This window comes from Sorangium sp. So ce176 (assembly GCF_051519835.1).
GTDB classification, from domain to species: domain Bacteria; phylum Myxococcota_A; class Polyangia; order Polyangiales; family Polyangiaceae; genus Sorangium; species Sorangium cellulosum_G.
Map to the genome: position 1 here is coordinate 8,497,815 of NZ_CP150371.1, position 12,752 is coordinate 8,510,566.

General features: G+C 73.2%; 10 protein-coding genes and 1 pseudogene. 7 read left to right on the forward strand and 4 right to left on the reverse strand.

Going from position 1 to position 12,752, the window contains the following annotated elements; genetic code table 11:
- Nucleotides 1–15: 15 nt before the first annotated feature.
- The 3 genes and pseudogenes from WMF42_RS32020 to WMF42_RS32030 all read right to left on the reverse strand — a co-directional run bounded on the left by WMF42_RS32020 (nt 16) and on the right by WMF42_RS32030 (nt 2,127).
- Nucleotides 16–414, reverse strand: a complete 399-nt coding sequence (locus WMF42_RS32020; protein WP_437694471.1) for a hypothetical protein — start codon at nt 412–414, stop codon at nt 16–18.
- 46 nt (nt 415–460) lie between these two features.
- A pseudogene (locus tag WMF42_RS32025) lies at nt 461–1,141 on the reverse strand (AAA family ATPase); the annotation flags it as partial.
- A 110-nt stretch (nt 1,142–1,251) separates the two neighbouring features.
- The gene (locus WMF42_RS32030; protein ID WP_437686595.1) at nt 1,252–2,127 is read right to left on the reverse strand and encodes a protein-L-isoaspartate O-methyltransferase family protein; all 876 of its coding nucleotides are present in this window, start codon (nt 2,125–2,127) and stop codon (nt 1,252–1,254) included.
- 135 nt (nt 2,128–2,262) lie between these two features.
- Here WMF42_RS32030 and WMF42_RS32035 point away from each other — a divergent pair, with 135 nt between their 5' ends.
- The 3 genes from WMF42_RS32035 (at nt 2,263) to WMF42_RS32045 (ending at nt 5,879) form a co-directional block, all read left to right on the forward strand.
- Nucleotides 2,263–3,405, forward strand: a complete 1,143-nt coding sequence (locus WMF42_RS32035; RefSeq protein ID WP_437686597.1) for a serine hydrolase domain-containing protein — start codon at nt 2,263–2,265, stop codon at nt 3,403–3,405.
- Between the two features lie 73 nt (nt 3,406–3,478).
- The gene (locus WMF42_RS32040) at nt 3,479–5,347 is read left to right on the forward strand and encodes an ABC1 kinase family protein (RefSeq protein WP_437686599.1); all 1,869 of its coding nucleotides are present in this window, start codon (nt 3,479–3,481) and stop codon (nt 5,345–5,347) included.
- A 10-nt stretch (nt 5,348–5,357) separates the two neighbouring features.
- Nucleotides 5,358–5,879 (forward strand): hypothetical protein, encoded by a 522-nt coding sequence (locus tag WMF42_RS32045; protein WP_437686601.1) that lies wholly within the window; start codon nt 5,358–5,360, stop codon nt 5,877–5,879.
- A 9-nt stretch (nt 5,880–5,888) separates the two neighbouring features.
- Here WMF42_RS32045 and WMF42_RS32050 read toward each other — a convergent pair whose 3' ends face one another.
- Nucleotides 5,889–8,480 carry a protein kinase domain-containing protein gene (locus WMF42_RS32050; RefSeq protein WP_437686603.1) on the reverse strand — a complete coding sequence of 864 codons (2,592 nt, stop codon included), beginning with the start codon at nt 8,478–8,480 and terminating at the stop codon, nt 5,889–5,891.
- A gap of 159 nt (nt 8,481–8,639) precedes the next feature.
- Between WMF42_RS32050 and WMF42_RS32055 the strand changes: the two genes are divergently transcribed.
- The 4 genes from WMF42_RS32055 (at nt 8,640) to WMF42_RS32070 (ending at nt 12,742) form a co-directional block, all read left to right on the forward strand.
- Nucleotides 8,640–9,338 (forward strand): TIGR00266 family protein, encoded by a 699-nt coding sequence (locus WMF42_RS32055; protein ID WP_434042389.1) that lies wholly within the window; start codon nt 8,640–8,642, stop codon nt 9,336–9,338.
- 42 nt (nt 9,339–9,380) lie between these two features.
- Complete coding sequence (locus WMF42_RS32060) at nt 9,381–10,049, forward strand: TIGR00266 family protein (protein WP_061611079.1); 669 nt, start codon at nt 9,381–9,383, stop codon at nt 10,047–10,049.
- Nucleotides 10,050–10,077: 28 nt separating this feature from the next.
- Nucleotides 10,078–10,764: a TIGR00266 family protein gene (locus tag WMF42_RS32065; RefSeq protein ID WP_061611080.1), complete on the forward strand. Its 687-nt coding sequence runs from the start codon at nt 10,078–10,080 to the stop codon at nt 10,762–10,764.
- Nucleotides 10,765–11,224: 460 nt separating this feature from the next.
- On the forward strand, nt 11,225–12,742 hold the full coding sequence (locus WMF42_RS32070; protein WP_437686606.1) for an FHA domain-containing protein: 1,518 nt from the start codon (nt 11,225–11,227) through the stop codon (nt 12,740–12,742).
- The last annotated feature ends 10 nt before the right edge of the window (nt 12,743–12,752 follow it).

The following is a 12,752-nucleotide window of genomic DNA, read 5'->3' on the forward strand; positions in this document are numbered from 1 at the left end:
CACTGGCACGGGCTGTCACAATTCGCCCCCCGGACATGGGAGATGCGCCACCTGGACCCGGGAGTGTGTCACCCGGACGTTCAGGGGCGTCATCTGGACATCGACGTGTGTCATCTGGACATCGACGTGTGTCATCTGGACATCGACGTGTGTCATCTGGACATCGACGTGTGTCATCTGGACATCGAGGTCTGTCATCCGGACATGCTGCGGGTCGACCCGGCATGACCAGCCCTCGGTGAGAGCCCCCGGATCTCCCGCGAAGCTGCCGTAGATGCGGAGCCCGCGCTCGCGGGCGAGATCCGACGCGCGGTGGAGGTCGAGCCAGCCGGAGCCCTCCACGCCTCGCCAGCTCCGACACGGGGAAAGGCCGTCCTCGATCGATGCCCGACACGCCTCGAAGGTCTCTGCCACCCAGTCGATCTCGCTGGGTCGACAGATCGTGCTCGATGGACTCCAGGGTCCCGTCCCGCAGCCCCTGCAGGTACTGCAGCACCGAAGCCAGACCCCCACCGTCGTACTCCACGCGCGGGATCTCCTCCTCGGAGTAGTGCTCCGCGGCGAGCGTCTCGGCGTGCAGCTTGAGCCGGACGACCGATCCGAGCTTCGCCTCACGGGGGCCTCGAAAGAAGAGCCGTTCTTCTGCGTGGTCGTTGCCGGGCAGACGGATCTCCGCCACCTGCCCGTCCTTGCCGAACCACAGGTGGAACGAGTCAGATCCCAGCTCGTCCTTCGTAGCCCCTGCACGAAGACCGAACCGCCTGCCATCCACCAGGACGGCTTCCAGCTCGAGCTCGGTGGCGTCCGGCTTGGCGAGGAGGTTTTCCAGTGCGCGCTTGTCCGTGAAGAGCGCCCCCGGACGGCCGGTCTTGAGCTTGAGTTTCTTGGAGCTCAGGGTGGCAAGCTGGAGCAGGTAGTGCATCCCCTCCAGCACGGTGCTCTTGCCCACGGCGTTCGGGCCGACCAGCACGTTGAGCTGCCCGAGAGGCAGCCTCACGTCTTGGAGCAGCTTGAAATTCTTGAAGCTTGCTTCCGCTAGCATCGCCGCTTTCTCGTTAGCCCGAGATCGGTGCCGGTTACAGGAGCCTCGCCGCGCCGCTGCGGCGCGGCGCCGTGGACTAGGAGGCCCTACGGCGCGCATGACCAGCCTTCGACAGCCCTCGCGCGCACACCTGCGCGCAATGCACCGGGCGGACGCGGGCCGGCCCGCCGCCGGCGGCCGCGCTCACCGGCATCGCCTAACCAGCAGCCTTACCCGCGGCCGCGCTCCGCGACGTAGCGCACCGCGCCGTGCACCTCGCGGAGGAGCGCGCCCTGCTGGCGCTCGACGCGCATGAGCTCCTGGTGGACCTCCCAGGCGCCGACCGGCGCGACAAGGACGCCGCCGTCGGCGAGCTGCTCCTCGAGCGCGGTGGGCGGCTCGGCCAGCGCGTAGGTCACCGCGACCTTCCACGGGCGCTCCGACGGCAGCGCCCGACCGACAGCGAGCACGCGCTCGGCGAGCGAGCGCCCGTCGCCGCACAGCAGCGTGACGCTCGCGCCCTCGTAGGAAGGCCCGGCGCTGCTGCACGCGAGCGCCTCGTCGTCGCCCCGAGGATCCGGCCGCGCGCCGAGCTGCCGCGCCGCGCGCACGTGCAAGGCAGGGTCGATCTCGATCGAGGTGACGTGCCCGCTCGGACCGAGGATGCGCCGCGCGAGCGCGGCCCCGTAGCCGGTCCCCGTGCCGAGCTCGAGGAGGCGATCGCCCGGCGCGAGGCCGAGCAAGCTGTAGGTGAGCAGGTACGCGTGCGGCGCGCTCACGGTCGCGTGCCCGGCCCGATCGAGCGGCAGCGGGGTGTCGTCCGCGGAGGCCGCGAGGTCCTCCGGCAGGACGAAGCGCTCGCGCGGCACGAGCAGGATCGCGTCGAGATAGCGCGCGGGGAACTCGAACCGACGCGCGAGCTCGGCCACGAGCGGCGCGCGCGCCACGCGCCCCGCCTCGGCGAGCTCGACGTCGTGCGCGATCGCCGCGTCGAGCTGCTCGGGGACGGGCGACCAGCGATCGGGCCGGCGACCGTCGTACCGCGACGCCAGCGCGGCGAGCGACGCAACGGCGGCCCGTGGTTCGGTGCTCGTGGGGGAAGTCACGGCGGGATCCTGAAGCAGGACCGCCCGCGCCGCTCGCGATTTCCGGGGGGTCGTTCCGCCTTTCTCCGGGCCCGATCGGGCCGCCGCCCGAGGCCGTTTGACACGGGCGCACGGGCGGCCTTTTCATCGTCGTGCATGCCCCTCGTCGATCTCACGGCCGTCGCAGCGCTCGTGGTCGAAGAACACAGCGCCGCCCCCTGCGCGTGCGTCGCCGCCGCCGTGCACACCCGAAACAACGTCCAGTACGGATTCGGCGCCGCCGGGCACCTCTGGTTCGAGAGCAGCCCGCCGGCCAATGCGCGCGGCGCGGCGCCGCCCGCGGCGACGAGCGACGCGATCTTCGATCTCGCGTCGGTGACGAAGCCGCTCACGGCGCTCGCCCTCGCCCGGCTCGCGCGCGCCGGCGCGGTGAGGCTCGACGAGCCGCTCGGTCAGGTGCTTCCAGAGCTCGCGGGCACGCGCTCGGCCCGCGTGCCGCTCGAGCTGCTCGCCGCGCACCGCGCCGGGCTCGAGGCGCACCGCGTGCTCCATCCGCCCGGCGACGACGCGCCGATCGATCCTCGCCGCGCGCTGCTCGAGTGCGCGAACGGGCGGCGCGAGGCGTGCGCGGGCCATCCGCCGGACGAGGGGTTTCCGCCTGTCTACAGCGACCTCGGCTACCTGCTCCTCGGCGCGGCGCTCGCGCGGCGCGGCGCGGCCGAGCTCGACGAGATCGTCGCGCGCGAGGTGACCGGCCCGCTCGGGCTCGCGATCGCGCCGGCGCGCGCGCTCAGGCGCCGCGATCCGCGGTTCGACGAGCGCGTCGTGCCCACGGAGGACGTCGCGTTCCGCGGGGGCGTGATCCGCGGCGCGGTGCACGACGACAACGCGTGGACGATCGCGCGCGACGCGATGGCCGGGCACGCGGGCCTCTTCGGCGACGCGATGTCGGTGGCGCGGCTCGGGGTCGCGCTGCTCGAGGCGCTCGCGGGCGAGCGGCCGGCGTGGCTCACGCGCGACGAGCTCTGCCGGCTCGTCGCGCCCCGGCCGGGCGGATCGCTGCGCGCCGGGTTCGACGGCAGGAGCGGCGAGAGGCCGAGCTCCGGCGCCCGGTTCGGCCCGAGGACCTTCGGCCACCTCGGGTTCACCGGGACGAGCCTCTGGATCGATCCGGACGCGGGGCTCGTCGGCGTGCTGCTCACGAACCGGGTCCACCCGACGCGCGCCTCCGACGCGATCCGCCGCGCGCGGCCCGCCGCCCACGACGCGATCGCCGAGGCCATGGCGCGGGCGCGATGACGCGCCGACGGTTGCGCACCGCATCGCACCCGCGTTTTCACGGGTGGACGCCGACCGATGCTAGGCTGCCGCCGTGTCCCACGGCGCCGCCCCCGAAGAGCTGAGCTCGTCCCCCGGGCTGCTGCGCGCGCCCGCCGAGGTCGCCCGCGCGCCTTCCGCGCGGTCCCCCGAGCCGCCCGCGGTGGTGCACGCGCCGTCCGCGCCGCCGTCCGCGCCATCCGCGCCGCCCGCGGTGGTGCACGCGGCGCCGCTCCCGCGGAGCCCCGCCGCGACGCCGCGATCGTTCCGGCAGAACGCCGCGCAGAGCGGCCGCTTCATCCGCGCCTACCTCACGACGTTCACCGTCATCGCGAGCTACCTCTGGTTCGCCTTCCTGAGCCGCCTCCTCGGCGAGGCCTGGGCGCAGGGCCGCGTCGACGAGGTCCACGCGAGGAACGCGCGCCGCATCGAGCGCACCATCGTCGAGCTCCAGGGCCTGTTCATCAAGGTCGGCCAGATGCTCAGCATCATGGCGAACTTCCTCCCCGCCGCGCTGCGCGCGGGGCTCGAGGGGCTGCAGGATCAGGTGCCGCCGCGCCCCTACGAGGAGATCGCGGCGCGCATCGCCGACGAGCTCGGGCGCCCCATCGAGCAGCTCTTCGCCCGCTTCCACAGGGAGCCGCTCGCGAGCGCGTCGCTCGGCCAGGTGCACGAGGCGTGGCTCATGGACGGCACGCGCGTCGCCGTGAAGGTGCAGCACCGCGACATCGACGAGATCGTCCGCCTCGACCTGCTCACCATCCGCCGCATCATGGCGATCATCGCGAACTTCGTCCCGGTGCAGGGGCTCGACGCCTACTACCACCAGATCCGCTCGATGATCCTGGAGGAGCTCGACTTCGTGCGCGAGGCCAGGAACATCACGCGCATCGCCGACAACTTCGCGAACCAGCCGCAGGTCCGGTTCCCCCGCCCCATCGACCCGTACTGCACGCGCCGGGTGATGACGACGACGTTCGTCGAGGGGATCAAGGTGGGCGACCTCGCGGCGCTCGAGGCGCACGGCGTCGACCGCAAGGCGCTCGCCCGGCAGATCGTCCAGGTCTTCTGCCAGCAGATCTTCGTCGACGGCGTCTACCACGCGGATCCGCACCCGGGGAACATGCTGGTCGGGCCGGGCGGGGAGCTCATCCTGCTCGACTTCGGCGCGGTCGCGGAGCTCTCCCACGAGATGCGCGAGGGCATCCCCGAGTTCCTCGAGGCCGTGATCCGCCGCGACACGGACGGGATCATCAAGGCGCTGCGCAAGATGGGCTTCCTGTCGCGGCGCGACACCGTCGACGTGAGCGAGCGCGTCGTCGAGTTCTTCCACCAGCGCTTCCAGGACGAGGTGAAGCTCGAGTCCTTCAACCTGAAGGACATCAAGCTCGACCCGCAGAAGGGCATCGAGAGCCTCATCGACCTGCGGCGCATGAACATCGGCCTGAAGGAGCTCTCCGGCGCCTTCCACGTGCCGCGCGACTTCGTGCTGCTCGAGCGCACGCTCATCCTGCTCACCGGGGTGTGCACGCAGCTCGATCCGGACCTCAACCCGATGGATGTGGTGCGCCCCTACGTCCAGGACTTCGTCCTCGGCAACCGCGACTGGGCCCAGATCGCGCTCGAGGCAGCGAAGGACATGGGGATCAAGGCGCTGACGATCCCCGACGACCTGCGCAAGTACCTCACGCGCGCCAACCGCGGCGAGGCCGAGGTGAAGGTCCGCGGCCTGTCGCAGGCCGCGTCGCTCGTCTACACCGGGGTGCGCCAGCTCATCTATGCGGCGCTCGCGATCGCGGCGGGCTTCGCGGGGCTGGAGCTCTACCTCGCTGGCCACGCGGCGCTCGCGCGCTATTGCCTCTACGGCGCCGCGGCCGCCGGGGTGCTGCTCGCGGGCAGCCTCCTGTTCACGAAACGAGGGTGACGACAACTCCATGAGCTCCATCGATCTGTCGCAGTACGAGGCCGACATCGCGGCCGCCGAGGCCGAGGTCACGCGGATCCGGGAAGAGAACGCCCAGGTGGCCGAGGAGCACCGCGGCGATCGGTCGGCGGACGCGCACGAGGTCCTCCGCCGCGGCGCGGCGTCGCTCGCCGCCGCGCGCGAGCGCCTGGAGGCCGCGCGCGTGGCGCTCAAGCTCGCGCTGAAGACCGGCTCGCCGCACGGGCTGCTCGCGCAGGAGGGGGTCGTCTCGGGCTCGGTGGCCGTCGCCATCCCGCCCGGCACGCCGAGCGGCGAGCGCGCCCGGATCGTCGAGGCGGCCGTCGCGGCCGAGCTCACGGGCGTGGCGCGCGAGCTCGGCGTCGTGCTCGCCTCCCCCGCGGACCGCTACACGCGCGAGCGCCCGGGGCGCGACGCGGAGGGGCGCACTATCCTCGACGTCGCCGGCCACGTGGAGGGCGACGTGCTCATGCCCGCCGTCTCCAGGGCGGCAAGGAACGCGCGCAGGGGCTGAGCGCCGCGCTCAGGCCTTCAGCGCGGCGACGATCGCCGCGGCGCGCTCCTCGACCCGCGCGCGCAGCGGGGCGAAGCGCGCGTCGGACCGGGCGCGCTCGAGGACCGCGCAGCGCTGCATCCAGAGGGCGTCGAAGAGCCCCGCCTCCACCGCGCCGGCGAGCACATGGAAGAGCGCCTCGTCCTCGCCGAGGTAGGCGAGGACCTCGGCGTACATCTGCAGGAAGAGCGGGCGCAGGCGGCTGCCCGGCTCGCAGGCGTCCGCCTTCGAGCGCAGGAACGCCCGCTGCTCGTCCGACAGCCGCGACGTCGCGAGCACGTCGCGGTAGATGCGCGCGTACTGGATCGGGATGGTCTCGGTCGCGAGCGGCAGGTCGTCGATCGGGAACGGCCGGGCGCGCCACAGCCCGAACCGGGCGCCCATCACCGCCTTGTGGAAGCGGCTCGACGGGTCGTCGGCCGGCAGGTCGAGCAGCGCGCTGGCCCCCGACCAGTCGCCGAGCAGCGCGCGGCCGCGCGCGAGCTCCCAGCGCGGGAACAGCTCGCTCGGATCGAGCGACAGCGCCGTGTCGAGCCGGAAGACCGCCTCCTCGACGAGCCCCGCCTCGAGCAGGATGCGGCCGAGCAGCTCGTGCGCCTTGGCCAGGCTCGGCGCGCACTGGAGCGCCTTGCGCAGCGCCGGCACGGCGGCGACCGGGTCGCACGCGCTGAAGCGGACCGTCGCGAGGGCGACCCACGGCTCGCCGAGCGAGGGCGCAAGCGCGATCGCCCGCTCGGCGGCCTGCTGCGCCTTCGAGAGCTGCGCCCTGCCGTCGCCCCGCGCCGCCATCAGCCGCGCCGAGGCGATCGCGTAGCCGGACAGGATGTTCGGGTCGTTCGGGGAGAACGACAGCGCCTCCTCGAAGAGCGCCACGGCCGGCGCGGCGTCGCCGTACCAGAGGTGCCGCAGCTGGTGGCGCGCGCGCAGGTAGAGGTCGATGGCGCGCGGGTCGCTCGGCGCCTCGCGGTCGCGGCTGGCGACGTCGACCGTGAGCGCGTCAGCGATGGCGGCCGCCGCGTCGTCGCTCACCGCGAGCAGCGCCTCGGGCGAGCTGTCGAACCGCTTCGCCCAGAGCTGGAAGCCGTCCTCGACGCTGATGACGCGCACTGTCACGCGCACGCCGCCGAACGGGAGGCGCGACCCCGGCCGCGAGTACGGCGCGGCCGTCTGCGAGCGCGGCCCGTCCTGGGCGTGGCCGCCGCCGCTGCGGCGGATCGACCCCTCGACGACGACCTGCACGCCGAGCTCGCGGCCGACGTCCCTGGGGTCGCGGTTGTCGAGCTGCACCCGCGCCGCCGCGGCGCGCGGCCGCACCTTGAGGCCGGCGGTCATCGAGAGCGTGTCGGTGAGGTCCTCGGTGAAGCCGTCGGCGAGGTACTCGTCGTCGGGCGCGCCCACGTTGCGGAACGGGAGCACGGCGACCGTCTTCAGCGCGGGCGTCGGGTCGGACGACGGCGCCGGCACCGACATGGGCATGGGCGCCGCCAGCGTGGGCGACATGAGCCGCTGCTGCGCCGCGGTGACCGCCTCGGGCGCCGCCGCGACCCGGGTCGGGCTCTGCTCGATCGGCTGCGGCGCCGTCGGCACGCCCGTGGCCGCAGAAGCGGCGGCGATCGCCGAGGCGAGGGACTGGGCGGGCTGCGGGGCCATCGACACCCGCGAGCGCGCGAGCACGAGCGCGCGGTGCGCCTCGGCGGCGCTCGCGTAGCGCTCCTCCCGCCGCATCGCCATGCACTTCAGGACGACGTCGGCCACCGCGGCGGGCACGTCCGGACGGACGGCGCGCGGGTCGGGCGGCGGGGCCCTCAGCCTGGACATGGCGGCCGCGATCGCGCCGGCGCCCGGCCAGGCGCGCCGGTGGGTCAGGCACTCGAAGAGGATCATGCCGAGCGCGTAGATGTCGGTGCGGGCGTCGATGTCGGGCTCGCCCGTGAGCTGCTCCGGCGACATGTACGCGGGCGAGCCGAGCACGAAGCCCGACGACTCGCCGGCGCTCGGCCCGGACGAGGCGCGGGCGATGCCGAAGTCGGTGATGACGACCCGCCCGGTCCGGTCGAGGAGCACGTTCTCGGGCTTGAGGTCGCGGTGCACGATGCCCGCCGCGTGCGCCGCGCCGAGCCCGTCGCAGAGCGCGCAGCCGATGCCGATCACCTGCTGCGCCGGCATCGGGCCCGTCCGCGCCAGGACGCTGTGCAGCGACTCGCCGTCGACGCACTCCATCGTGAGGAACTTCTCGCCGTCGTGGTCGCCGAAATCGAACGTCCTGGCGACGTTCCTGTGCGTCACGCGGCGCGCGAGCTTCACCTCCTGCCGGAAGCGATCGATCATCCCGGCGGAGTCAGCGAGATCACGCCGCAGCATCTTGAGGGCGACCACCTCGTCGAGCTCCACGTCGCGGACGCGGTACACGCTGCCCATGCCGCCGGTGCCGAGCAGGCTGAGGATCTCGTAGCGCCCGGCGATGCGCTGCGGCGCGGAGACGAAGCCGGAGCCGTGTCCCTGCTCGCTGCGCGGCTCCGTGCGTGGCGCGGGCTCGGAGGCCGTCAATCGCCTGTCGCTCACGCGCTCAGTCTAGCCGCGCCGGAGGCTGGAAGTCAGCGCGAGCGAGACGCTGGACAGAAAACACTGGATTCGGCGCTGGCCGCTCACCTCGACACACCTTCTTCCTGCTTCCGCTCCCGGCGTCGGTCCGTTATATGTACGTGCCCCGCGGGGGGACGAATGCAGCATCGCACCAAGCATGAGCCGTCGTCCGCGCTGCTGGAGGTCCACCTCGACCCCGGCGAGGCGTTGACGGCGGAGGCGGGGGCGATGGTCGCGCGCTCGCCGAGCCTGCGGACCGAGGTGCGGCTCAACGCCGGGCGCGGGGCCGGGTTCTTCGGGCGGCTGAAGGCGTTCTTCATCGCGCTGCTCCGGAAGTTCGCGGGCGGCGAGACGTTCTTCGTGAACCGGATCGAAGCGCCGGGGGCCGCCGGGTGGGTGTGGCTCGCCCCGCCGCTCAGCGGCCGGATCAAGCACGTCGCCCTCCGGGGCGAGACGATGCTCTTCAGCGCGGGCTCCTACCTCGCGAGCGCGGGCGACATCGACGTCAAGGTGCGCTGGGGTGGGCTGCGCGGCGTGCTCGCGCGCGAGGGCATCTTCTTCATCGAGGCCTCCGGCGTCGGCGATCTCTGGATCACGAGCTACGGCGCGATCGAGGAGCTCCCGTGCGACGGGTCGCTCGTGGTCGATGGCGGGCACCTCGTCGGGTTCGACGCGTCGCTCGCGCTCAAGATCAGGAGCCCTGGCGGCGGGCTCATGGGCCTCGTGCTCTCCGGGGAAGGTGTCGTGTGCGAGCTCACCGGCCGCGGCCGCGTGCTGATCCAGTCGCGCAGCGCCGGCGCGCTCGTGGGCTGGCTCGCGCCGCTGCTCCCGCCGTGAGCGAGCGAGCGAACGAGGAAGACAGAGATCGACAGGCGTCCGATGCAGGTGAATCTCCTCTACCGCCCCTCCCAGGCCCTCGCGCAGTGCCGGCTCGCCCCGGGCGAGCGCGTGATCGCCGAGAGCGGCGCGCTCGTGGGCATGTCGACCCACGTGCGCGTGGAGACGCAGGCGGGCGGCATCATGTCGGGTCTCAAGCGGATGCTGGCTGGAGAGTCGTTCTACCGGAACACGTTCACGGCGGAGGGCGCGCCCGGAGAGGTGCTGTTCGCGACACCGCTCTCCGGGGACATGGCGGCGCTCGAGGTCGGCGACAGGCAATGGTGCGTCCAGAGCAGCGCCTATGTCGCGTCGAGCCCCGACGTCGAGGTGAAGACGCGCTCGGGCGGGCTGCGGGGGTTCTTCTCGGGGGCGGGGCTCTTCGCGCTGGAGACGGCAGGGCAAGGTCAGATGATCATCGGCGCCTTCGGCGCGCTCGAGGAGGTCCCGGTGAGAGGCCACGTCATCGTCGACACGGGCCACCTCGCAGCGTGGGAGTCGACGCTCTCGTGCCGGATCGGCAAGAACACGTCGACGTGGCTCGGCACGTGGCTCTCGGGCGAGGGGCTCGTCTGCCACGTCGAGGGGCACGGCAGCCTGTGGGTCCAGTCGCGCAACGCCGGCCGGTACGGCGCGGCGATCGGCGCGCGGCTCGCCCCGCGGCAGCCTTGAAGGGACCGGGGAGACGGACGGAGACCACGTGCGCGACGACATCCGAGACAACCCCGAGTTCGGCGTGCTCCACGTGACGTTCGAGCACGCCGGCGAGCAGATCATCGCCGAGAGCGGCGCGATGGTGGCGCGCGACCCGGCCATCGACATGAAGACGAGCCTGCAGGGCGGGCTCGCCAGCGCGCTCAAACGCAGGTTGACGGCCGGAGAGAGCCTCTTCCAGAACACCTTCACGGCCACGGCGCCCATGCAGTCGATGCGGCTCGCCCCCGCCCCCGAGGGGTCGATCGAGCGCATCATCCTGCGCTCGGGGATGGAGGTCTTCCTCCAGTCGGGCGCCTATCTCGCCTCCACGCCGGGCATCACGCTCGACACCAAGTGGCAGGGGGCGAAGGGCTTCTTCGCCGGCGGCCTGTCGCTGCTCCGGGCCTACGGAGAGGGGCTGATCTGGTTCTCGAGCTACGGCGGTATCCACACGATCGACGTCGGCCGGGAGCACGAGGGATATATCTGCGACAACACACACCTGCTCGCGTTCACCGAGGGCCTGCGGTACCAGGTGCGCAAGCTGGCCGGCCTGAAGGGCCTGTTCCTGTCGGGCGAGGGGCTCGTCTGCGAGTTCCAGGGGCACGGCAGGCTCTGGCTGCAGACCCGGAACCCGGGGGCGCTCTCGGCGTTCCTCCACCCGTTCCGGCCCGTGGGCGGGGGCCATTGAGCCGCTGCACGACGAGAAGCCCGCGGTCCAGGGCGGAATGCCTCGGGGGCGCGGGCGCTCCGCGGCGGCTGCGCGCGGGCGCGGCCGCCGCGGAGCGTCCGCGCCCGGCCGGCCGGCCCTCGGCAGCGCGCCCCGCCGCGCCGGCGCGCTGCGGGCCGCGCGGATCGCGCGGATCGCGCGGCGGTTCGCGGATCGCTCCGGCGCGGGCAGGCGGACCGCCGGCCCACGCCGGGCGCGCCCGCGCGCCGTCCGGCGCTCTGGCCGATGGATCTGGCCGATGGACACGCCTTGGTCCCGGCCGCCCGGCAGAGGCTGGCGCGCCGTCATTGCCTTCCCGGAGGCGGACTCGCTAAAGTAGTCCCGCCTCGCTGAGGAGGCTCGTGCGGCGAGCGGTGGGTGCCATGGATCCACGGGGGCTCGCGGAGCGAGCCTGGCTTCGCCTGAATGCCCCGAACCCGCTATGTGGAAGCTGACGATCGAGGATGACGAGGGGAAACAGACGGGGCTCCCCCTCGCCCATGAGGAGTATGCGCTCGGTCGGGGAGAGTCGAACTCGATCCGCCTGACCGATCGCAACGTCTCGCGCCGTCACGCGACGCTGGCCAAGAACGGCCAGGGCTGGGTCATCCGGGATCTCGACAGCTACAACGGCACGTACGTCAACGGCGCGCGCGTCACCGGCGAGCAGCACCTGCGCCACGGCGATCTCGTGCAGCTCGGCGACTACCGCATCGAGATCGTCGATGAGGCGCTCTCGTCCGCCGTGACGAGCCCCACGCCGCCGCCGGGCAGCCGCAGCACGGCGCACCTGCCGCTCCACACCCGCCCCAACCGGCTCGTCATGGTCGTCGGGCCGACCCCGGGCGCGGAGTTCCCGCTCGACGGCGAGCGCTTCACGGTCGGGCGGTCCGAGGACGCGACGATCTCGATCAACCACAGCTCCGTGAGCCGCCTGCACGCGGAGCTCATCAGCCTCGGCAACGGCCGCTACGAGGTCGTCGACAAGCAGAGCGCGAACGGCGTGCGCATCAACGGCGTCGAGCTCAAGCGAGGCCTGCTCGAGGCGGGCGACGCGCTCGAGCTCGGCGACGTGCGCCTCCGCTTCGTCGCCGCTGGCAAGATTTTTCGCGCCGGACCGGACGGCTCGCCCGGCGCGGGCTCCCCGCCGGGGTCGTACGGGAGCGTGGCGCCCGCTGTGCAGTCGTCGCGCTCGATGGGCGGGGCGAGCAAGGCGATGGGGATCCTGCTCGCCGTCGCCGTGATCCTCGCGATCGCGGTGGTCGCGATCACCCGGGCCCGCTCGAACGGGCCGGTGCCCCAGCCGGAGGCGCCGTCGGTCGCGCCGGAGCTGGGGGGCAGCGACGCGCAGCTCCTCGACGCCGTGCTGGAGCGGTTCCAGGCGGGGGACGTCGAGGCCGCGCACCGGAAGCTGCAGGAGATCGCCGAGACGTCGCCGGTCCGGGAGACGCAGCGCTTCAAGGATGTCGAGAAGCAGATCGAGGAGCGCTGGGCGGAGCGGATGTTCCAGCAGGTCGAGCAGGCCGGGACGAAGGCCGAGAAGCTCAGGCTGCTGAACGAGATCGCCAAGACGACGAGCGTCCCGGCGGCGCTCCGCGAGAAGGTGGCCGAGCTGCGGCGGCAGGTGGACCCCGACGCGCCGCCCGAGCCGGAGCCCGCGCCGCACGGCGGCCCGCCGTCGTACTGGCCGTCGCCGCACGCGCCGGCGCCCGCGCCCTCGGCCTCGGCCTCGGCCTCGGCGCCCAGGGCGGCGGAGTCGGGCGCGGCGCAGGGCGGCTCTCCGCTCGACTCGAGCACGTACCCGGCGCAGCGCAGGGCGCTCGAGCCGAAGGTCTGGGGCGGGCGCGCGTCGGCCAGCGAGATCAAGCTGCTGCGCGCGATCTGCATCCACCAGGGCGACGCGAGCTGCCGCGACAAGGCGACCGCGGCCCTGGACAAGCTGGAGAAGCGCATCCCCTGAGCGGGGCCTT